At 48.8% G+C, this 22,465-nt stretch carries 20 protein-coding genes; 10 read left to right on the top strand and 10 right to left on the bottom strand.

Annotated features, from left to right (window positions below):
* Window positions 1-103: 103 nt before the first annotated feature.
* A complete protein-coding gene (locus B5M13_RS06165; protein WP_080054846.1) occupies window positions 104-1,024 on the bottom strand; it encodes a serine hydrolase in 921 nt (306 codons plus the stop codon).
* A gap of 225 nt (window positions 1,025-1,249) precedes the next feature.
* Here B5M13_RS06165 and B5M13_RS06160 point away from each other — a divergent pair, with 225 nt between their 5' ends.
* From B5M13_RS06160 to B5M13_RS06150, 3 genes are read left to right on the top strand one after another with little or no spacing between them, the layout of a single operon-like run.
* The gene (locus B5M13_RS06160; RefSeq protein ID WP_080054845.1) at window positions 1,250-2,431 is read left to right on the top strand and encodes a cystathionine gamma-synthase family protein; all 1,182 of its coding nucleotides are present in this window, start codon (window positions 1,250-1,252) and stop codon (window positions 2,429-2,431) included.
* Between the two features lie 41 nt (window positions 2,432-2,472).
* The gene (gene bla, locus B5M13_RS06155) at window positions 2,473-3,528 is read left to right on the top strand and encodes a class A beta-lactamase (protein WP_080054844.1); all 1,056 of its coding nucleotides are present in this window, start codon (window positions 2,473-2,475) and stop codon (window positions 3,526-3,528) included.
* Between the two features lie 26 nt (window positions 3,529-3,554).
* Window positions 3,555-4,301 carry a M15 family metallopeptidase gene (locus B5M13_RS06150; protein WP_155297197.1) on the top strand — a complete coding sequence of 249 codons (747 nt, stop codon included), beginning with the start codon at window positions 3,555-3,557 and terminating at the stop codon, window positions 4,299-4,301.
* A 140-nt stretch (window positions 4,302-4,441) separates the two neighbouring features.
* On the opposite strand, the gene B5M13_RS06145 is transcribed toward B5M13_RS06150, so the two are convergent.
* Window positions 4,442-5,305: a sugar phosphate isomerase/epimerase family protein gene (locus B5M13_RS06145; RefSeq protein ID WP_080054842.1), complete on the bottom strand. Its 864-nt coding sequence runs from the start codon at window positions 5,303-5,305 to the stop codon at window positions 4,442-4,444.
* A 199-nt stretch (window positions 5,306-5,504) separates the two neighbouring features.
* Here B5M13_RS06145 and B5M13_RS06140 point away from each other — a divergent pair, with 199 nt between their 5' ends.
* A complete protein-coding gene (locus tag B5M13_RS06140) occupies window positions 5,505-6,653 on the top strand; it encodes a glycoside hydrolase family 5 protein (protein ID WP_080054841.1) in 1,149 nt (382 codons plus the stop codon).
* 162 nt (window positions 6,654-6,815) lie between these two features.
* On the opposite strand, the gene B5M13_RS06135 is transcribed toward B5M13_RS06140, so the two are convergent.
* Window positions 6,816-7,184, bottom strand: a complete 369-nt coding sequence (locus B5M13_RS06135) for a hypothetical protein (protein WP_080054840.1) — start codon at window positions 7,182-7,184, stop codon at window positions 6,816-6,818.
* Between the two features lie 222 nt (window positions 7,185-7,406).
* Here B5M13_RS06135 and B5M13_RS06130 point away from each other — a divergent pair, with 222 nt between their 5' ends.
* The 4 genes from B5M13_RS06130 (at window position 7,407) to B5M13_RS06115 (ending at window position 12,103) form a co-directional block, all read left to right on the top strand.
* Window positions 7,407-8,159 carry a hypothetical protein gene (locus B5M13_RS06130; protein ID WP_080054839.1) on the top strand — a complete coding sequence of 251 codons (753 nt, stop codon included), beginning with the start codon at window positions 7,407-7,409 and terminating at the stop codon, window positions 8,157-8,159.
* A gap of 47 nt (window positions 8,160-8,206) precedes the next feature.
* Window positions 8,207-9,523, top strand: coding sequence for a gluconate:H+ symporter (locus tag B5M13_RS06125; protein ID WP_080054838.1), 1,317 nt, complete (start codon window positions 8,207-8,209; stop codon window positions 9,521-9,523).
* A gap of 42 nt (window positions 9,524-9,565) precedes the next feature.
* Entirely contained in the window at window positions 9,566-11,308 is a 1,743-nt protein-coding gene (gene ggt, locus B5M13_RS06120; RefSeq protein ID WP_080054837.1) for a gamma-glutamyltransferase, read from the top strand.
* 156 nt (window positions 11,309-11,464) lie between these two features.
* Window positions 11,465-12,103, top strand: a complete 639-nt coding sequence (locus B5M13_RS06115) for a YciE/YciF ferroxidase family protein (RefSeq protein ID WP_080054836.1) — start codon at window positions 11,465-11,467, stop codon at window positions 12,101-12,103.
* Between the two features lie 68 nt (window positions 12,104-12,171).
* On the opposite strand, the gene B5M13_RS06110 is transcribed toward B5M13_RS06115, so the two are convergent.
* On the bottom strand, window positions 12,172-12,585 hold the full coding sequence (locus B5M13_RS06110; RefSeq protein ID WP_080054835.1) for a putative toxin-antitoxin system toxin component, PIN family: 414 nt from the start codon (window positions 12,583-12,585) through the stop codon (window positions 12,172-12,174).
* On the bottom strand, window positions 12,585-12,809 hold the full coding sequence (locus tag B5M13_RS33320) for a hypothetical protein (RefSeq protein ID WP_155297196.1): 225 nt from the start codon (window positions 12,807-12,809) through the stop codon (window positions 12,585-12,587). The genes B5M13_RS06110 and B5M13_RS33320 overlap by 1 nt, the downstream gene beginning before the upstream one ends.
* 205 nt (window positions 12,810-13,014) lie before the next feature.
* On the opposite strand from B5M13_RS33320, the gene B5M13_RS06105 reads away from it, so the two are divergent.
* Window positions 13,015-14,877, top strand: coding sequence for a M1 family metallopeptidase (locus B5M13_RS06105; protein ID WP_245859805.1), 1,863 nt, complete (start codon window positions 13,015-13,017; stop codon window positions 14,875-14,877).
* On the opposite strand, the gene B5M13_RS06100 is transcribed toward B5M13_RS06105, so the two are convergent.
* Window positions 14,834-15,712 carry an arylamine N-acetyltransferase family protein gene (locus tag B5M13_RS06100; protein WP_080054833.1) on the bottom strand — a complete coding sequence of 293 codons (879 nt, stop codon included), beginning with the start codon at window positions 15,710-15,712 and terminating at the stop codon, window positions 14,834-14,836. The two genes, B5M13_RS06105 and B5M13_RS06100, sit on opposite strands and share 44 nt — an antisense overlap.
* A gap of 316 nt (window positions 15,713-16,028) precedes the next feature.
* On the opposite strand from B5M13_RS06100, the gene B5M13_RS06095 reads away from it, so the two are divergent.
* Window positions 16,029-17,264, top strand: coding sequence for a Bcr/CflA family multidrug efflux MFS transporter (locus B5M13_RS06095; protein WP_080054832.1), 1,236 nt, complete (start codon window positions 16,029-16,031; stop codon window positions 17,262-17,264).
* A gap of 67 nt (window positions 17,265-17,331) precedes the next feature.
* On the opposite strand, the gene B5M13_RS06090 is transcribed toward B5M13_RS06095, so the two are convergent.
* From B5M13_RS06090 to B5M13_RS06075, 4 genes are all read right to left on the bottom strand, one after another.
* Window positions 17,332-17,787, bottom strand: coding sequence for a YybH family protein (locus tag B5M13_RS06090; protein ID WP_080054831.1), 456 nt, complete (start codon window positions 17,785-17,787; stop codon window positions 17,332-17,334).
* 180 nt (window positions 17,788-17,967) lie between these two features.
* Complete coding sequence (locus tag B5M13_RS06085; protein WP_080054830.1) at window positions 17,968-18,678, bottom strand: glycine zipper domain-containing protein; 711 nt, start codon at window positions 18,676-18,678, stop codon at window positions 17,968-17,970.
* Window positions 18,679-18,992: 314 nt separating this feature from the next.
* The gene (locus B5M13_RS06080; RefSeq protein WP_080054829.1) at window positions 18,993-20,789 is read right to left on the bottom strand and encodes a M61 family metallopeptidase; all 1,797 of its coding nucleotides are present in this window, start codon (window positions 20,787-20,789) and stop codon (window positions 18,993-18,995) included.
* Window positions 20,790-20,980: 191 nt separating this feature from the next.
* Window positions 20,981-22,297 (bottom strand): MFS transporter, encoded by a 1,317-nt coding sequence (locus B5M13_RS06075; RefSeq protein WP_179950480.1) that lies wholly within the window; start codon window positions 22,295-22,297, stop codon window positions 20,981-20,983.
* Window positions 22,298-22,465: the final 168 nt, after the last annotated feature.

Below are 22,465 nucleotides of genomic sequence, written 5' to 3'. Positions count from 1 at the left end.
GATAGCTTTAACCTCATTCAGTCGATAATAGCGGGTCAGGGTTGTTTGGCTAGACATCTGCCTCACCTACACGATTTGCCAACGCAATAAAAACCCGATCATTTCATTTGCCTGCCTGCGCTACATAGCGATATAGCCATTCCGAGATGGTTGCCATCACATTCTGCGTTTCTATATCATCCTTGATCTGCTTCGACAGGATAACCAGCACGTACTTCCGGCCATCGGGCAGGTACACGATACCCGAATCATGCCGAACACCCGTAATCGAGCCGGTTTTATGGGCTACTTTCACCTCTTTAGGCAGTTTAGCCGGAATCGATTCGTTAAATTTCTGATCCAGCAGGACACCGATCATTGCCTTCGATGCTTCGGGGCTGACCACTTTCCCCTGCGCCAGTTTATCGTAGATGACCATCAGGTCATAGGCTGTTGTGGCATTGTTCATGCCCTTCGCAAACGCTTTCGAATCCTCTACACCCCGCCAAATCTGAATATCGTTAGCACCCAGTTCGCGCATGGTCTGGGTTACATTTCGGGCATCAACCTTTTCAATGATCAGATTAGTTGCCAGGTTACTGCTTACCGTGATCATGTCGTATACCAGCGAAGCCAACGTCCGTTTCGTACCCAACTGTTTGTAGGTAACCGTATCATCGTCTACGCTAATGGGCAAACTGAACGGGCTTCCATCGACAATACTTTTGAATTCATTTTTGACCAGAATCGAGTCCGAAAGCGATAGCTTGTGCTGGGCCTGTTGCTTGTAAACCTCGATCATAACGGGCGTTTTCATGGTACTGGCGGCATGAAACAGTTCTTTCTCTCGAATGAGCAGTTCCTGGCCTGTTGTCAAGTCCTTAAAAGCAACCGCAAACACACCCGGATGTCGGGCCAACTCCTGTTCGATTTGCTGCCGTAATTCAGGAAGAGACGGTCGGGACTGAGCAGAGACGCATGTTCCGCCAGCGAGTAAAAAGCCAATCAGGAAAATCAGCCTGCTGGTTTTGTCTAAAAATCGCATTGTCATAGAAGTTGTCGTGAAGGAGACGCAAAAGTTAATCAATTCAGTTGATTCTGCCCGAATAGTACCCTAATCAGTATAATTCCGGGCAACACGTCGGTTGTAATGATGGCTACTCGTAAAAATCATAGAGATCATAAAAATCTGTGTTCTATGTGATTAGAGCTAATTCCTTTTTTACGTATCATTACCAGGTAGACCTCAATCACTTACAACCTGATAAATATGGATTTTTCGGAGTACAAGAAAAGTACGGCATCGGTATGGGCGGGCGAAACCGATTTGTTTACCCAGGGAGCCGTAACCCCTCCTATTATTAAAAGTGTCACCTTCGGCTATGATGACCTGGACGAATGGCATCGGGTAGCAACGGGCAATGCCGATGGATACATTTACAGCCGCAATACCAACCCAACCGTTCACGTACTCGAAGAGAAAATCCGAATTCTGGAAGGAGCTGAAGCGGCAACGTCCTTCGCTACGGGCATGGGAGCCATCAGTAATACCTTGTTTGCGTTACTGGAACCCGGCAAACGGGTGGTTTCCCTCAAAGATACCTATGGCGGTGCCAGTCGACTTTTTCTAGATTTTCTGCCCCGTTATCAGGTAAACGTTACTCTCTGCGATACTACCGACTTCGATGCAATCGAAACCGAACTGGCGAAAGGCTGCGACCTGCTCTATCTGGAAACCCCAACGAATCCGACACTCAAAATTGTCGATCTGCGTCGGTTAGCGGCTGCGGCTAAAAAAGTAGGGGCAGTTACGGTGGTCGACAACACGTTTGCGACCCCCATCAACCAAAATCCGCTCGCACTGGGTGCCGATCTGGTGTTGCACAGCGCGACTAAATTTCTGTGCGGTCACTCCGATGCAATGGGGGGTGTTCTGTGCGGACGCAAAGACCTCATCCAGAAAGTCTTTCAATTCCGGGAAATCAACGGCGCCAGCTTACAGGCCGACCCTGCCTACCTGATTGCACGGGGCATGAAAACGCTGGAACTACGCATCGAACGGCAGAACGCATCGGCACTCACGATTGCTCAATACCTGAAAGCCCATCCCAAAGTGAGTGAGGTATTTTATCCGGGTCTTGAGAGCCATCCCGGCCATGCCATTGCCAAAGCGCAGATGTCAGGTTTTGGGGGCATTCTGAGTTTCTCGCTGACTGGTGGCTATGAGCAGGTAAAGCAGTTTCTTCCCCGCCTACAGTTTGTTCATCTGGCCGCCAGCCTGGGTTCTGTCAGCACACTAGCTGGCCCACCCCGAACGACTAGCCACGTCGAACTAACCGAAGAGCAACGGAGCCTGTTGGGCATTCCCGAAAGCCTGATTCGGTATTCGGTCGGCATCGAGAATGTCAGTGATCTGATAACCGATCTGGAGCGAGCACTGGCTTTGGTTTAACCTGTCGATAAGTGAACCTCACCTCATACACAAGCCAATCCATGCAATCAATTTTCCAGAAACTCCCCTTACTCCTTATCTGTACATGGCTATTCGGGAGCCTATCGGTTATAGCACAAACGAGCCAACCGATCAAAAAACCGTCCGATATTCCTACAAAACGGTTAGAACGCGAACTCGAACGTATCTCAACCCTGGCAAAGGGGAAAGTCGGCATCTGTGCACTTCACCTTGAGTCGGGAAAACAGGTCAGCCTGAACGTACAGGAACGGTTTCCGATGGCCAGCACGATAAAAGTAGCCATAGCCGTACAACTGTTTACCCTCATCGAGCAAGGTAAGCTCTCACTGATGACGATGGTCGACCTACAACCGTCCGATCTGCATCCGGGAAGTGGGACGCTGGATGTCCTGTTTGCCAAACCGGGTGTACAACTCTCGGTGCAAAACCTGCTCGAACTGATGATGGTCATTAGCGACAATTCGGCTACCGATATTCTACTCCGGCTGGTTGGCGGAACTGAAGCCGTTCAAAAACGGGTCAATGCGCTCGGTATTCAGGGCATGTCGGTGGACCGAACTATTATTCAACTACTGGCCGACCTCGATGGCATCACCTTACCACCTGCGAATCAGTGGACGCTTGGCTTTTACGCACGATTAGACAGTGCCATTACACCCGATATGAAGCAGCAGGCTTCCCGCAAACTGGCAACCGATCCACGTGATACCGCAACCCCTGAAGCGATGGTCAATTTACTGGCACAAATTTACCGGGGTACGGCCCTCAAATCCGAAAGTCGCGCCTTATTGCTAGGGGTCATGGAACGGTGCCGGGGCGGAGCCGCACGACTCAAAGGGTACCTGCCTCCTAACACGGTTATCGCTCATAAAACGGGTTCATTGAATAACCTAGCTACTGATGATGTGGGCATTATCACCTTACCCGATGAGGCCGGCCACATAGCCATTGCCGTTTTCGTTGGGGATTCACCCATGCCGCTAGCCGAGCGAGAGCAGGTTATTGCCCAGTCGGCCCGTGCCATTTATGATTATTTCCTTTATCAGCCAACAACGGTCTCTGATGCTGGCCGTTGACAGCTAATCCACTCATCAGCAGCTACATGACAAAATCAATCTGCCTGAGCACACTCCTTCTTTGTCTGTCAACAAGCGTATCACTCCTGGCTCAGCCACTGAAATTTCATTTACCCAAAAGTAAGTACGGCTTGCCAGTGGTTAGTGATGTGTCGATTTATGAGAAAATTGTAGCGGCTGACCCCGACAATGAACTGGTCGATATGCGCCAGATCTTGCCTGAGGCTCAATACGACGTCACGTATGCCGATACGACCAATTTTCTCAAACGAAAGCTGTACCCAACCGCCGATGTATTCATGCGTAAACCAGCCGCATTAGCCCTAAGGCAGGTAGCTGAAAACCTGAAAAAACAGGGCTATGGATTGGTGTTGTTCGACGGATACCGGCCTTACGCAATCACCATGCTTTTTTATGAAGAACATGGCGACACTACGTTTGTGGCCGATCCACGAAAAGGCTCCAAACATAACCGAGGAATGGCTATCGACCTATCGCTGTATGAACTGAAAACCGGCAAACGGCTATCCATGCCATCAGGTTATGACGAATCAACGCCCCGCGCCTATCACAACTACATGGATTCGGACAGTGCGTCGCTGGCACACCGCACGCTGTTACGTTCGGCGATGGAGCGGGTCGGTTTCGCTGTATTTCCGTGGGAGTGGTGGCATTACGACTTCCGGGGCTGGGAAGGCTGCTTCACCTATGACCTTTGGTTCGATGCCATTCGGAAAGCCAATAGGAAGCTGGCGAAGCGAAAAGGCAACTGAACCTAACTGGGCAAGAAAGCGTATGCCCCCGAGAGTATCAACTAGGTATAGACATATTGAGTCTGCTATAACTAATTGACGCCCTCGGGGGCACATCTGGATTATCGACTCTGGAAACGTAGGAACGTTTCTCTCAAGACTTACTCCTTCAAACTCTTCAAATAAGCAATGCTCTTAGGCATTTGTTCGTATTCTTTGTTACTCTCGTCCTCAATGTAGTAGTGTTTTACACCTGCTTTCTTCGCCAACCGTAAAATCTCAGGAATATTCACCTGTCCCTGGCCGAGTACTACATCGTTTTCGGGAGGAGTACCGCCCGTCAGATCACCTTTTACCCCTTTTTTGAGGTCTTTCAGGTGCATCAGCTTAAAGCGACTACCATATTTTTTCAGTAGGGCAACTGGGTCGGCCCCACCGTGTTGCGCCCACAAAATATCCATCTCGAACGAAACGTATTCGGGGTTGGTATTTTTTACAATATAGTCGAACAGCGTACCATCTTCGTAAGGGTGGAACTCGTAACCATGATTATGGTAGCAAAAAGTAATGCCCTGGTCCTTCATGGCTTTGCCGATGCGGTTAAAATCCTCTACGGCTTTTTTAGCATTATCGAGGTTAAAATGGCCTCTTTCGTGAGGAATCCAGGCGCACATGATGTACGAAGCGCCCAGTGCTTTTGCTTTATTGATCGCGTCAGTAGGGTCTTTGGCCAGTTGTTCGTATCCGCCACCCGTAGCCGAAATTTTAATACCTCGTTCGTCGCATAGCTTTTTGAATTCGGCTTCGGTATAGCCTTTTGGGGCACCTCCTTCCATGTCGGTAATGCCCAGTGCTTTAATGGTATCCAGGGTAGCAATAACATTTTTGGGGAAGCTGGCCCGGTAGGTATACGACTCAACCCCAATCGGAAACGTGTACAACGGCTTTCCTTTCTGAGCAAAACTATCGGATACCCCCAGTAAGGAAAGGGTAGCCAGGCCCAACGCGAAAAGGTCTTTTTTCATGGTTATTGGTTTCTTTTTATCGTCAACATGCAAGATTTGCCTTATAAGACGTCAATACCCTCGTTTTTACTTGACTGACCAATCGAATAACTATCCGTAATTTCTCATGAAGCCTTCAGTTGGAGCGGGAAATACAGAAAACATTACGATACAGCAGGGTTCTGCGAGTAGATTAAGAATTTGCTACTCTCTTCCACGTATGGAACGACGGACATTTATTCGGAATACAAGCCTGCTGGCAACAGCGCTGAGTACAGCAGGACCGGACCTGCTGGCAACTCCGCAACCAGCCTTTCAGGGCAAAAACAAACTGCCTAAATGGAAGGGGTTTAACCTGCTGGATTTCTTCTCACCTGACCCGGCCAACAGCCGCCCAGCCACGAAGGAAGATTATTTCAAATGGATGCAGGATTGGGGATTCGACTTCGTTCGGATACCCATTGCCTACCCGTCATATCTGAAATTCGACCGGAGCCGCAACATTACCCCCGACGAAGTGTATCAGATTGACCCACAGTTGGTCGATCGAATCGACCAGTTAGTATCGATGGCCCACAGGTATAACCTGCATGTGAGCCTGAACTTACACCGGGCACCAGGCTACTGTGTGAACGCGGGCTTCCATGAACCCTATAACCTCTGGAAAGATCAGGCTGCACTGGATGCGTTCTGTTTCCACTGGAATATGTGGGCAAAGCGGTACAAAACTGTATCGTCGAAGCAAATCAGCTTCGATCTGCTCAACGAACCTAGTATGCGGACCGATATGAACGATCAGCATTCGCCCCATAGTACAGTACCGGGTGATGTATACAGAAAGGTAGCGATGGCCGCTTCCAACGCCATTCGAAAGGAAAATCCGAAGCACTTGATTATTGCCGATGGAAACAATACCGGCAGCTCGGTCATTCCCGAATTAGTCGACCTGGATATTGCGCAAAGTTGCCGGGGATATAATCCGGGGATCATTTCACACTATAAAGCGCCCTGGGCCAATAAAGACCCAGACCATCTGCCTGAACCCAAATGGCCGGGGCAGGTGGGCGACAAATATCTCAGCCGGGCCATGCTTGAAACATTTTATCAACCCTGGATTGAACTGGTCAACAAGGGCGTGGGGGTCCATTGTGGCGAGTGCGGTTGCTGGAATAAAACGCCACATGGTGTATTTCTAGCCTGGTTCAGCGATGTGCTCGACATTCTATCCAGCCATGGAATCGGCTTCGCACTCTGGGAGTTTGTGGGCTCCTTCGGCATTCTGGACTCCGGTCGAACAGACGTAGCCTATGAAGATTGGTACGGCCATAAGCTGGACCGCAAACTACTGGATTTGATTCGGAAGGCTTAATACTTGGTTTTCAACCCTGTTAGATTGAGCCAACGGCGTTACTTTGATCTTACTTTTCTGTCAGATTTGGTACGACCCCGTCGGGGTTTGCATGTTTATAGGGTAAATCTCTTAGCTATAGACATGCGAACCCAATGGGGTCGTACTTGCAAATAAAACTCATCAAACCAACTCAGCCACTAGCTGATTGGTACGTGGAGCGTGCCGATGCATGCGACGGTCAACCAATGCAGCATCGTGATGCTGATCGAGCGCAACAGCCGTAGTACGGTCTACCAAAGTAGATGCCTGGGCTTCAAAAGCCATTTCCTGGCGCAGATAATCGGTAGTCTGGCGATACTGCGCGGCCTCTTCCACTAACTGAATGGTCAGGTTACGTGCATAAGCTTCGTCGCCCGAAGCTTCCAGCAATTGGTTGAACTGTGTATTAAAATCACTGTACGGATAATGTGTTGTTCCTTTCTCAACCGAAAGTTGAACCTGCCGATAGGATTGCGATATGAAATATTGGAGTTGATTCGAATTACTCATAACTATAAATATCTGTGGTTTTGCTTGAAGCAATAATGAGAATAATCTCATAATAAATAACAAATTTTTTATTAAACTATTTTTATAGTACTTAATTTTAATATAAAACTTGCAGCAACCTGCTCGCCACTCAGTTTGCCATGGACTTCCGTTCGGAGCAAAAACGGTAGAAACAGAGCCTGAAATTGGTAACTTGGCCCTTCCTCAACTCTGGCTTTAACCATGCACCGATTTCTTCTGGCATTTCTTTTACTTGGCAGTTTAGTCAACACAGTTAGTGCGCAAATTGATACAATTAATACAGCCAACTTAAGGTTAAACGTGGCTGCATTTCGGGAAGTGAAACGTACGTATGCTGTCTTTTTTGAAGATAGCCTTGGGCATCGGCTCTCTTCTGCCGATCTCTGGGATCGGACGATTCGCCTGAGCGCTACCTCCACCGGTCAAAAAATCTACCAGTTTAATTGGCAATGGTTTCAGAAAGACTCGCTACTGGCCAACGTGACAACTACTGGATTATTCCCTTCACTGGCGCCACTTACCCATAGAGCTACCTATACCAAACGAGGGAATCGGAATTTTGTCTTTAACGGCACCACCGTAACCATACCGGCTGCTGATCAGCATACCGCTAAAGACAGTTCGTTTCGAGTAATCATGAACCCACCTGCCTTTGCGTTTCCGATGGATCTGGAAATCCTTCCGCTGCTTCCCTTCAAACGAGTAGGTCAGGAGTTTGCTATTGCCTTCTACGAACCGGGGAGCCCATCGGCCAGCTATTATCGGTTGACCGTGACCGGGAAAGAAGATTTATCGATAGGAGGAGCGACTACGATCAACTGTTGGCTCTTAAAAATTGATTACGGTCAGCAAGGTGTGTATGCCACATTCTGGATTTCGGATCAGAGCCGGGAAGTGGTGAAGATGAGGGAGTATTTCAGAGGTCGCTACCGATATAAGGTTAAAATCTACTAATTGGCGCCTTTCCACCACAAACCCGGAACGACTCCTTAATTTCCATCATGCCTCTAACCATTACCCTGCTTGGCATACTGACGCTGATAGCACTCATTTCATGGGTTCGTTTACATACCTTTCTGGCATTTCTGGCCGTATCGGTAGGCGTTGGACTGGCTTTAGGCCTTAAACCTTTAGCTATTGTCGACGCCATTCAGAAAGGGATCGGTGGCACACTGGCCTCTATTACGGCCATTATTGCCCTGGGCGCTATGCTGGGGAAACTGGTGGCACAAAGTGGAGCTGCCGAGCGCATTGCCAGTAGTATGATGGGGCTGGTAGGTACCCGGCATGCGCGTTGGGCCTTTATGGTTACGGGTTTTATTGTTGGCTTACCATTGTTCTATTCGGTGGGGTTTATGTTGCTGGCTCCGCTGGTCATCACTGTAGCCTATCGCTATAAACTACCGGCTCTGTACATTGGCCTGCCGATGCTGGCTTCTCTGTCCGTTACACAGGGCTATTTACCACCCCATCCGGCTCCCCTGGCTATACTAAAGCAGTTCAACGCCAACATGGGCCTGACGCTTTTCTACGGCATCCTTGTATCGATTCCGGCCATTCTGGTGTCAGGTGCTTTATTCGGCTCCACACTAAAGCGATACACTAACCTGCCCAACCCGGCATTCATTGCTCCCAATCTGGAGACTCATCAGACTCCTTCGACCGCTGTAAGCTTTCTGACGGTTCTGTTTCCGATTCTGCTCATTGGCATCAGCACGTTGATTAGTCCCTTTCTGCCAACCAACTCCTGGCAGCAACAAACGCTACTCTTTATGGGCGAACCCATCGTGAGCATGTTCCTGGCGGTCGTTCTGGCATCGTTTACTCTGGGCTTGTGGCGAGGAAAAACAATGCCCGAAGTAACCGCCCTGTTTGGTGATGCCATTAAGGATGTGGCTATGCTGTTTCTAATTTTTGGTGGTGCGGGTGCGCTTAAGCAAGTCTTGACGGATGGTGGCGTGAACCAGTCGATAGCCGATCTGATGCAACACTCAACGCTTCACCCGTATGTTCTGGCCTGGGGTATGGCCGCGCTTATTCGGGTCTGTGTTGGCTCGTCGACTGTATCGGGGATTACCACCGCTGGGTTTGTAACGCCACTCCTGGCCACTTCGGGCGTTGAGCCGAATTTGATGGTCTTGAGTATCGGCGCCGGGAGCATGATGTTCTCCCACGTAAACGATACGGGATTCTGGCTGTTTCGGGAGTATTTTCAACTTTCTATGGCCGATACACTCAAAACCTGGTCGATCATGGAAACGCTGGTTTCGGTATCTGGGCTGGCCGGTGTAATGACCTTGAATTGGGTACTACAGTAAGTGGAGCGTACTCCTGCGTTTAAACGTAAACTGTTTAGCTCTATGAATCGGCTTTGCCTTTATTTCTGCTTACCAATCATTTGGCTAGTCTATCTCCCGCTGCATGGCCAGCAGATAGGCAAAGGAGATCGAATTACAGGCCCTACTTTTGCTACACGCAGCCCGGTATTAGGTCAGCATGGTATGGTAGCAACCAGTCATCCCCTGGCTACCCAGATCGGGCTGGATATATTAAAACAAGGTGGAACGGCCATTGATGCCGCCATTGCTGCGAATGCTGCCTTAGGTGTTGTCGAGCCCAATAACGGTGGTATCGGTGGCGATCTGTTTGCCATTGTCTGGTCGGCGAAGGATAAAAAATTGTACGGCCTGAATGCCAGTGGCCGGTCGCCAAAAGGACTTACCTACGAAGCGTTGCAGAAACTACTGGGCGACAAAAAACAGCTTCCGCTTTATGGCCCTTTATCGGTTTCGGTACCGGGCGCGGTGGATGGGTGGTTTCAGTTACATCATCGGTTTGGCAAATTACCCATGCATACCCTTCTGGCTCCCAGCATCCGCTACGCCCGCGAGGGGGCTCCCGTTCCGCAGGTTATTGCTTACTCCTGGCAGGTTGCCGCTAACCGGCTGGCCGCTAGTGAAGCCATTGTTCAGGAATTCGGCAACTTCCGCAAAACCTTCCTGATCAACGGCAAAGCGCCGGTTGAAGGGCAATTGTTCCGAAACCCTGATCTGGCTACTACATACGAAAAAATTGCTACGAGTGGCCGGGATGCTTTTTATAAGGGTAGCCTTGCCGATGCTATAGATCGCTATGCGCAACGAGCAGGTTTGTATATACGAAAAGCCGATTTAGCAGCTCATCAAAGTACGTGGATCGATCCTGTTTCAGTGAATTACCGGGGGTACGATGTGTACGAGTTACCACCTAATGGCCAGGGAATTTCAGTGCTGGAGATGCTGAACATTCTGGAAGGGTATGACCTGAAAAAACTAGGCCATAACAGTGCCGACTACCTCCACTTGCTCGTCGAAGCCAAGAAGTTAGCCTTTGAAGATCGAGCCAAATACTATGCTGACCCTGCTTTTGCCAAGGCTTCAACTAAGTGGTTACTCACAAAAGACTATGCGGCCCAACGCCGGAAACTGATCGACCCAAAAAAAGCCTCCGAACATCTGGATGCCGGCGACCCAGCCCTTCGTACCGGCGACACCGTTTACCTGACGGTTGCCGATGAACAGGGGAATATTGTGTCACTCATTCAAAGCAATATGCTGGAGTTTGGTAGTGGTCTGGTACCTGATGGACTTGGATTCGTTCTGCATAACCGGGGCACCAGTTTTAATCTGCAATCCGGCCATGCCAACGTCTACGCACCTGGCAAGCGTCCGTTCAACACTATCATACCCGGTTTCGTGCTTAAAAATGGGGAGCCGTTTCTCAGCTTCGGGGTTATGGGAGGAGCTATGCAGCCACAAGGCCACGTGCAGGTGCTGTGTAACATCATCGATTTTGGTATGAACGTACAGGAAGCGGGCGATGCAGCCCGATTTAGCCATTCGGGTAGTAGTGAACCAATTGGTACAATCATGACCGATGGAGGGCGACTGGCGCTGGAAAGTGGTATTAGTAAGGAGGTTCGTGATGACCTGGAAAAGCGGGGCCACCACCTGTCTTCAACCGATTTCTTCGGCGGTTATCAAGCCATTCACTGGGACGCAGTCAATCGAATTTATTGGGGGGCATCCGAAATGCGAAAAGATGGGCAGGCTGCAGGGTATTAAAATAAGGAGTAGGAAAGCGACAATTCCCCACAATAACTGTGGAAAAATAGTATCATTCTGATATCTATCAATTCATACACTGCTGATAGTCAGCATCTGGCACAGATTTAGATACCATTATTGTTAATCATTATTTTACATTAACAATAAAGTGATATGGCCTCTTTGGGAGAACGAATTGCGAGTTTTTTCAGTGGAAATGACTCCACTGCTGATGAAGGGCTACGTGACCTGTTTATCACCAACCTGAAAAGTGTATACTATGCCGAAAAGCGAACTGTCGATGCATTGGCGGATCAGGCAGAAGCCAGCACAACCGACGAAGTTGGTCATGCTTTTGCCCATCATGAGGAGGTAAGCCGTACACAGGTTGAACGACTAGAAGAAATATTCCGAATTATCGGTATTCGGGCCGAGGAGCATAGATCAACAGCAATCGACGGATTAATCCATGATGCTCAATGGGTTATCGACAATACAGAGCCGGGGTCGCTTACCCGCGATGCTGGACTGATTATTGCCGCACAGGCTATCGAACATTATGAAATCGCTATCTATGGCTCCTTACTAACGCTGGCCCATGTGCTTGATTTCACCCAATCGGCCGAACTGCTGGCGATGACACTAGAAGAAGAAAAGGAAACCGACCGGAAATTGACAATCCTGGCCGAATCGTTTATCAACAAAGGTTCTAAAGAAGAAGAGGAACATCACCCAGGCAGCCATCATGCTGGTATCCATTCCACGCCCAGCGCTGGTACGAATGTTACCCTGGGCGGTCCACTGGGCGTATAAGCAGTTGTATAACGGATTTTCGCCGGGAATACGAGTTTACTTGTATTCCCGGTTTTTATTTATGCTTATTAATCTTCGGAAATCATATCTGAGAAGTCAGGTAAAGAAACTATGTTGACTTTAGGAAATACGAGTTTCTTCAGCACACGGAAATGACTATCATTCGTAATCAGATAATCTGCCCCAGCCGCAATAGCAACATCTACAAACTTATTATCGTCTGGGTCTTCTTCAATAAGCTGCCAGTTGTAATAAGCTTCCTGAAATAATGTATTGGGGGCGAGTGTCAGAATAGTCAGCACTAGATCAGCCGTTTGTATCGAATAGTTTTCAATTAGCTTTTCGCCATATTCCGTCAAAATTTCATTACTGACTACCCACTCAAGCTTTTCACGCTCAAATAGTCGATAAAGTTTATAATATGAGCTACGAGGAGAGATAGACGCCAATAGACAATTTGTATCGACAACAATCCGTAACATCAGGAGTTCTCATTTAACATATTGTCAAAATCGGCTTGTGTATAGCTGCGCTCAACTACAGCTAGTTCTACTTCATCCTTCAATCGCTCTGAATAATACTGAACCAATACGCGCTTTAATTCAAGCACTTGGTCATCAGTCATTTCTCGATTAAAAAGTCGGAGTAAACTAACTTGTAATGGATTTAATCGTCCAGAAGGCATTGATAAAGCAGACTGTTCCATGGCGATCTTTTTTTAGTAGTACGAGTAAAACCACAAAATATTCTGTAACGTTTCATAACCGATTTGATGAACCTCCCGATCAACTTTATTACGCTTACCACTCTTCCAAATTTGAGCATCGACTTTTCGGCTTTTTAGTAGCTTGCACCTATTCTTAGTCATAATCAGTATGCGAATCAGTCCATTTGCCTTCAGAAAACCGTTGATGACTACTTTGTTGATAGCTGCCAGCGTAGGCCTTATGCAGGCCCAGAGTTTATATATGCCACGAAACATCAAACAGGCGTACCAGAAAGGCACCCGCTCAATGGATGGTAAGCCCGGCAAAAACTATTGGCAAAACTCGGCCCGCTATGCTATCACGGTTACGGCAGCGCCACCCAATCGGGCCATTCGGGGAACAGAAGACATCACCTATACCAACAACAGCCCCGATACACTTACTATCCTCGTTTTTAAGCTCTTTCTCAACAGCCATCAACCGGGTGCCATCCGACAGGCCCCAGCCTCGCCCGATTACCTGACTTCGGGTATACACATCGACCGCTATGCAGAAAACGGAATTACTAAAAACTGGCGGGATGCCGGTACGGCTACCTGGCGGCAGGTTGTTCTCACGAAACCACTGATGCCCCACGATTCTGTAAAACTTTCCTTCGACTGGCATTTCGATATGTCGCTGGAAAGCAATCGGGAAGGTATGCTCGACTCAACGACGTTCTTTCTGGCGTATTTCTATCCGCGCATAGCCGTTATGGACGACTATTACGGCTGGGATCGTACCACGTTTACTGAAGCCCAGGAGTTTTACAATGACTTCAACGACTATACGCTCACCATCAATGTTCCCAAAGACTACGTAGTCTGGGCAACGGGCGATTTACAGAATGCCGCCGAGGTTCTACAACCTGCTTTCGCCAAACGCCTGACGGAGTCGATGACTACCGATTCGGTTATTCATGTAGCCATGCTAGCTGATATGACGAGCGGGAAGGTCACAACGCAGCAGGCCGTCAATAGCTGGAAATGGAAGGCGAACAATGTGCCAGATATGGCACTGTGTATCAGCAATCACTATGTATGGGATGCATCCAGCGTGGTAGTCGATAAAAAGACGAATCGACGGGCCAGTGTGCAGGCGGCTTTTCTGGATAACGCGGCCGATTTTCACCAGATGGTTCGCTTCGGGCGACATGCACTCGACTGGTTTTCGAACAATCTCCCCGGCGTTCCGTATCCTTACTCCAAAACAACCATCGTGCAGGGTTTTGCCGATATGGAATACCCGATGCTGGTTAACGACAGCAGCACGCCCGACCTAAATTTCTCACGGTTCGTAGCCGAGCATGAGCTAGCCCATACCTGGTTCCCGTTTTACATGGGTATCAACGAAACCCGCTACGGCTTTATGGATGAAGGCTGGATTACGGCCTTCGAATACCTCATCAGTCAGGCCGATCTGGGGTATGAGCAGGCGACGAAAAACTTTCTGAACTTCCGGGTCAATAGCTGGATCAAAGACCCATCGGCCGAGCAGGATTTACCGATCATCACGCCAGCCAATATTCTGAGCGGGGCAGCGCTTGGCAATAACGAATACGGTAAAGCGGCTCTAGGTTATTTGGCTCTCAAGGATTTGCTCGGCGATGTCGAATTCAAAAAAAGCCTGCACACGTTTATCGACCGCTGGCATGGGAAGCACCCCACTCCCTGGGATATGTTTTTCAGCTTTAACAGCGCATCAGGCAAAGATCTGAACTGGTTCTGGAACAACTGGTTTTTCAGCCATAACTACATCGACCTGGCCATTCAGAAGGTAGAATCGACTGCATCTCAGGCTACCATTACCCTACAAAATATCGGTGGATTTGCCGTACCAGTAGATATAGTCGTCACCTTTGCCGATGGTACAAAGGAAACTTTCCATCAGACACCAGCTATCTGGCAGGCTAATCAGAAACAGGCTATGGTTAAGCTCCCGATTAAGAAGAAACTTCAGTCGGTGAGCTTAACGGGTGGCGTATTTATGGATGCGGATGCGAAAAATAATAGTTGGCCAGTCCATTGACCGGGGTTCGGTAACTGGAATCGCTGGCCTGGATGGCAAACAACAGCACTTCGGGACGTAGGGCGTAAATGTCCCAGCTCATCCGAATGCCGAAGTGCGTTTCCAGCAGGTACTCAAAGTCATCAGCATCATCGACCGGCTGTTCAGTTACCCGGCCCTGCTCTGTAATTTTCAATTTGTCGTCGGTAAGGGTAATCCGGCCGTTTGGCGTTACGAGCGTACAAAGCATATTCTGCGTAAAGTAGGATGCCGATGACGTTTGATGATAACGGCACATACTTCTGAAGTCGGTCAGTTGGCGCGAAACGGTCGTGAAGAGGTACGCAGGCACCCAGTTACCTGTTTCATTCTGATACTGAATGACCCAATAGGCGGCATTGTATGACCTGATTGTGTATAGACCCGTCCTATCTTCCTGAATCTCGCCGGGTTGAATAGCTATCGGATAAAGTGGAAACCGACGGCCAAACCCTACATCGACCAGCCAGTCGATACCGTTCAAATGAACGATAATGGCTGCATGGTCAAATTCATCGTTGAATCCTTTCCCTGGTTCAAAGACCTGCCCCGACACCAGTTTAGCCGTAAAGCCAATTGCCCGAAGTAATTCACAGAAAAGTCCATTCAGTTCGTAGCAAAACCCTCCACGTTTTTTCGTGATGAGTTTAGTAAACAGGACGTCCGTATCCAACACAATGTCCCGCCCGTAATGAATATCCAGGTTCTCGAGGGGTATGGATAGCAGATGCTGGTAGTGGAGATTTTGCAAGGTTTCAAGCGAAACGTCTACGGGGCCAGCGTAGTGGATTCGGGTTAGATAAGCGTTAATGTTCATCGATGTTGTTTTATGGTTTTTTGAACCGCAAGGACGCTAAGGCGCAACGAATTATTACTAATTGATTCGTTGCGCCTTAGCGTCCTTGCGGTTCAACATTGTGTGTTTGAAGATTTATCACAATGCAAATTAGGCTGATCCGAGACAGTTGTCCATCCCGTATTGCCTGAAGTGTATGAACCGATGGTTCAACTGCCCAATTATGTTATTCAGCCGTCAGCAGCATCTACTAAAGAAAACTTAACAATATTTTCGAAGGTGGAACAATCGGTAACGTCTGAGCGTCTATACAGGTAAGTACCTCCCCTCTGAGTGAATGACTCGCAGACAGCATTTTGTTATTATCCTGATTCTGGGCACGTTGTCCACGATCAGTCCATTTTCCATCGACATGTATTTGCCGGGCTTTCCAGCTATTGCCCGCGATCTGCACACGTCTATTGCTCAGGTTCAGTTATCACTAACGGCCTACCTGATTGGTATCTCGGTCGGCCAACTTCTCTATGGTCCACTTCTGGACCGATTCGGACGCAAGCTCCCTTTGTACGCGGGTTTGGCGGTGTATGTCCTGGCATCCGTTGGTTGTGCGATGGCTACTTCCATCGAAACATTGATTGCCATGCGGCTCATTCAGGCGCTGGGTGGTTGTGTAGGTCTGGTAGCTGCTCAGGCATTGGTTCGCGATCTGTTTCCGGTCAATCAGATTGCCCAGATTTTCTCGTTACTCATTCTGGTTGTGGCCGTTTCGCCGATGATAGCCCCTACAGTAGGCGGGTATGCTTCTGAACTACTCGGCTGGCATTCCATCTTCATCATTCTGGCTGTTATTACAGTGCTGATTCTGGTAAGTTCTTACTTTGCGTTACCAGATGGCAAACCCGCCGACCCATCACTTTCTCTGCGGCCCAGAGCGGTATTAGGCAGCTTTCTGATGGTATTGAAGCAACCTCAATTTCTAACCTATGCCCTGGTAGGTGGCATTGCAACAGCCGCTCCGTTTGCCTATCTGGCGGGTTCGTCCGATGTGTTTATCAATATCTATCATACGAGCCCCCAGGAGTACGGCTGGATATTTGCGTTTTTGTCCATCGCGGTTATCGCGCCCACTCAGTTGAACCGCCTTTTTCTGAAACGATTTACCAGTGAGCAGATCATTTTCGCTACCCTACTCTACCAATCGGTTATTGGGCTGATTATGGTGTTCGGGACCTGGGCAGGCTGGTATGGCCAATACGGACTCATTACTATTCTCTTCCTGTTTCTATGCGGTCAGAATATAACGGGGCCTAATGCCTCAGCACTTTCGCTGGCACCGTTTGAGCGTCATGCGGGTAGTGCAGCCGCCCTGATGGGTAGTTTTCGTATGGGGATTGGTGCCTGTGTTTCGGGGGCCGTAAGCTTTTTTCATAATAACACCGCCATTCCGATGGTCAGTGTCATGACAGCCTGCGTTGTCAGCAGCCTATTCATTCTCCTGCTGGGCAGCCAGGCAATCAAACATCGACGTAAGCGAACGGATGTTGATGAACCGATGGCCGAAGTAATGCTCTGAATTGACAAGCTCCCGAACGATTATACGTTCGGGAGCTTTAGGTCAATAGCACACCAACTCTCTATCCTTAATTTTTAACCTGAACCGGTAAGTCTTCAAGCTGGGCATAGCTGAGCTTCCAGGTATTATCGGCCCCTTTTTTCCAGAGCAGAATATAATTTCCTTCGCCGTAGGCATGGGGGTCTTTTGGATCCAACGGCAACACATCGACCGAGAAGGTGCCGGCTTCGTAGGCAGTTTGTGTATCGGTGCCCGAACTCACCACATTCGTTTTCAGATCAGACAAAGTAGGTAAGGTTTCGCGGACCCATTTATCCGCTACTTCGCCTTTCCCTTTGAAATGCGTATTGCCTTGCAGAAAATGGGCATCGTCGGCCAGAAAGGAGATTATTTTGGAAGAATCTTTATCGTTCCAGGCATTAATAAACTGGCGATTAAGCTCCTGGATATTGACCGTTTCGCCGGACTTCGAACAGGAAGAGAACAGCACAACTGCGAGCAGTGCGCAACTAAAAGCTTTCATAACATAACGTTTTTTAGGTGAATGATGCATCAGGTACGCTGGCTGACCAACTATGCCTGGCAGCTACGTACATGACCCTGTAAACTGCCTATTTCCAATGAATTAGGCATAACCGAACTTGGTTAGGAGCTGGCCTTTTCTGACAACTCCTAACCCTGCTCTACTGTTTTTGAAGAAAGCCTACCAGCTTTTCCGACGATATTCGGAGGTAGGATACGGCGATGCAGGATCTCCGTAGGTATCATTGGGCAGAAAACCCGACTTAAGTATATAAGAAGCGACTACCTGCGTTGTATCGACCAGACTAACGGGCTGTCCCTGAGCGCCTGCTACAGCTTCCATACCCGGTCTAACGGTCTGGGTTGTTGCCGGAGCTGTTTTCTGAGCCACAGCTCTGGCCTGCTCAGCATGGTTGGCGGCTGCGCGGTCAGCAGCTGCTTTCTGAGCCGCAGCCCGTTCGGCCGCAGCAATCCGGGCGGCTTCTGCTTTTCGCTTATTGTCGATATGTTTACCGATGGCATAACCGGCAGCCCCTCCGGCTACCCCACCAATGACACCCCCAACAGCCCGGTTCCGTTTGTTGATAATGGCCCCGGCAGCGGCACCGGCACCCACACCGATAGCTGTTCCTTTTGCTTGCGGGCTCCAGCGTCGTTTTGCTTTTTTACCAATGGCGTATCCAGCGGCACCACCCGCCACGCCACCAACTACACCGCCCACAACGCGATTTTGTTTATTGATAATGGCTCCCAGAGCGGCACCAGCACCCGCGCCAATGACCGCCCCTTTTGTGCCTGAGCCCCACCCTTTCACGGCCTGGGCTTCAGCAAACTGATTGAATGGTATGACTGCCAACCCAACCAGGGCAACAATCTGATGTATGGTTTTCATAACGGTTTCTGTTTAATGAATACGATGGATATTAATTTCCAAATAACCCAGACGATTACGTCATTGTTTTCTGTAAGACGATCTCAATACCTAAAGGTTTAATCAGATATACTTCGCCCACATACCCAGAACTGTTCGTCTGCAATTGTATTGCGGATGCGTAAGATCCGCGTCTATGAAGCGACTAATGGCTGCATTACAGATGCGAACCTCAGCCATCCGTGATACAATCGCAGATGAACAACGGCTGAAAAAAAGTCGCCGGATCTGCTCAACATGAGCAGATCCGGCGACAAGTGAATGGGGTGCTTTTCTTACAGGTTCCTCATCCAGACTTCACGAAGTTGCACTTGTTGTGGGGTAGCCTGTGGATCGACCTCGAAAACGAACTGTTTGATGTTTGCCTTTTCCTGCATGGCCGCGTCAACCGTACTATCCTGGCCATTCCGACGAATAGTAATTTTGTAGGGATCACCCGCTTTCAACTGTTTTATATCAGCCTGAATCTTCGCGACATTATCCATATTTACCGCCGTGCCATTGAAGGCAACCCACTCGTCATTTTCCTGGATACCCACCTTTTGCAGTGCTTCCGGCACTTTCGACAATACAAACTTCGACCCGTTAAATGATGCCTTCATGCCCAGCGTAGGAATTTTCTCTTCGGAAGCCATAGCTGGAATATAGTTAATGCCCAGTTTACCGTAATACTCTTTAAACGGCAACGGCTCGGCAGCTTTCACATAGCGATTGAAGAAATCCGCAATCTCAGGATACGTCTTTTTCGCGAACAGATCGAAGAAATCTTTCTCAGGAAACGCTCTATTCGGCCCATATTCCGTGGCTAGTTCGTTGATCAATTCACGTAGCCCCCGCGTTCCGTTCGACAACTCCAGCAAACGGATGTCAAGCAAACCGGCTACCAGTGCCCCACGGGCGTAAATATTGCCGTACTGTCGCTGTCCTTCGTCGGTATAACAGGTCAGCCCCAGTTTGCTCAGGCTATACGTGGTGTCGAGGCTTTTATCGTAAAGGATTTTCTGCGTTTGCTCATTCAGGTAGGTTGGCAGGTCGATCAGCTTATCCCGCAATTGCATAGCATCGCTGGCCCATTCGGTTACGCCTTCGTACAACCACAAATGTTCTGACGGTGTAGGGGTTACGAAATTAAACTGCTGAATGATCTCACTGTGGATGTTCAGTGGCGTAACCACATGGAAAAATTCGTGAGCCGCAATGGAGGTCATGTTATCGGCCAGCTTCTTCGAGAACTCCTCTTCCCGAATCACGTATTCCGAACTGTACGAATGCTCCCAGGCCCCCCAGTCCTGATCTTCGAAGTGATACAGAAACGTGTAGCGTTTTACGGGTAACTGTTTCAGGAACTTCCCGGCTGCCGTGAGCATCGCCTGCATATTGTTCAGTAACTGATCCGACTTGATCTTATCGGTTTTCGAGTAGGTATACACATCCACCTGAGCTCCGGCCACTGTAGTACTCGCTTTAGTCAAGCGGCCCAGCAAAATCGGCGAATCGACAATCCGGTCGTAGTTGGCGGCTACGAAATTTCCTTTGTCGTTTTTTTCCAGCGCTGTACCTACCGCCCAATCGGTTGGGTAGTTAAGTTTAACTTCTATAGGAGTTGCCTGCATCCCTGTTGGATAGCCGAATACGCCCTGTCCATTGATGAGTACGTGATCCTGCTCGATGGAAGTACCACACATATTATAGGGTTTGTGCTCATTGACGGGCGTATCCCAGGTTTCGGCAATGTTATACTGAACCGTCCGAACCTGAGCGGGTTTGTCCAATTTCCACTGATTGGTCGAAATCTGTTCTGTTTTCACCTCGCGCCCTTTGGCGTCAAAGGCTTTGAACGACCGAACATAGCGACCAATATCCATAACCTGATAGGTTCCGGGTGCGGTAGACGCAAATTGATAAATGGCATTGCCATCGGTTAAGCCGCTGACGTGCAGGGTTACCTTAAACTGGTCGTCGGCCCGGTCATTGAGGTTAACCTCATAGCGTAAGGGCGTAGTTGGGTCGGCAATGGCTGATTGAAAAAACAGGGCTGCAATAGCCAGAAGCAAAAGGCGTACGATCTTCATGTACTTTACTATTCTCGATGGATGAAGGACGATTTATGATGACTTGACCTACTCATCTATAACCTCTTTCACGGTTTGATTTGGTATTGGTCGTTTGCTAAAACTTGTTAACGTTAACAAGATAGCGAATGTCACAAATGCGATGAAAAGAGGTATCCTTTAACGGAGCTATCATTGGATAAATGGTAAGGTTACCCTTCTACAACTGATTCGGCCGCCTGGTTTTGATAGTTTTCCGACAACAGCCGATACGCTCGGGAACGCATGGCCAGTATGGTAATCAACAGGCCAATCAGCCCTGTTACAGTAAACAAAAGTGCTAGTCCACGGTCTTTCCCTGTACCAAACCAGCCACCGATCAGATCAACGCCCGCGCCGGTGGTCATAAACGGAATGAAAATATACTGCGCAATAGGCCCAATCATAAAGGCAGTGATGGGCGATGCCGCTTCCTCTACACTTTGCGCAAAGCCGAATACGCGTCCCTGCCGTTCGGGCGGCACCAGTTTCTGCAATATCGTTTGCTCAGCCGCTTCAACAACCGGAATCAGGCACAGATAGGTAAACATACCAATCGCCAACAAAACAATCGACGCCTGAATGGTGAAGAAAACGCAGAGCGTCCACATAACGATATTGCTGATAAACAAGGTTCGAAGTGGCCTGCTACCTAAACCAACCCGAGCTACAGCCAACCCGCCCATAATGAAACCCAGGCTCAGTACGCCCCACAGAATACCCCACGTTTGTACCGACACCAACGACAGCCCATACGCATCCATCAGCGACATAAATACCCCACCCAGGAAGTTGTTGAACATGTTGAAAAAGATCAGCGCAAACAACCCCTGACTGTCTTGCAAAACCCGTATCGTTCCGGGAATATCGATGTGTTTGGTTTGGCCTTCAACGTGGGCAATTCCAGACTCGGGGATAGTAAGCGAAACTAAATGAATAGCCGCCAGGAGGGTAAGCCCAATAGCCAGCACAAGCATCCAGAAAACGCCCAAAAATCCGATAATCAATCCACTGAAGATCGATGCCACCAGAAACGATACCCCGTTGGCTGTTCCGACCAGTCCATTGGCTTTATCTCGACCTTCTTCTGAAATCAACACGGTAACCAGCGTCGACAAGGCAATCGAGCGAATATTTCCGGCAATTGCGCCCATCAGCGACATCACCACAAATACCCAGAGAATAGGGCTGGATGGATTCGTAAATGTCGATTGGGGAGTCATTATATAACTAGTCAGGGCAAGCGCATACAACCCAAGCGATGCTATACTCGAGAGTAACATCGCTCGCTTTTTCTTGTACCGATCGACCAGAGAGCCCAGAAAAAAGCCCGACAGTGCCACCGTACCCGAATAAATCCCTGCCATGACGGACGTTGCCACTACCGACTTGGTTTCCAGATACACCCAAAACGTAACCGCAAACCACACCGAGTTATTGGTCAGCGAAGCCGTCAGTGAATTTACTAAGACGGCATAAAATGTTTTCATGATACCTGTTTTATCAAATTTTCGCCAGCGCAGAGCCAATCTACACGAATTCCTGCATCCTCTGTCTGCACTCAAATTAAAAGATAGAAAATAATGCAGAGCAGTATGAGACTATTCCTACAGCAGCCCGTCTAAGGGACAACTCACCAAAATAAGTCATTCACAATC

This window comes from Spirosoma aerolatum (assembly GCF_002056795.1).
Lineage (GTDB): Bacteria > Bacteroidota > Bacteroidia > Cytophagales > Spirosomataceae > Spirosoma > Spirosoma aerolatum.
Note: the sequence above shows the minus strand (reverse complement) of the source record. Positions and strands in the feature narration are given on the sequence as shown.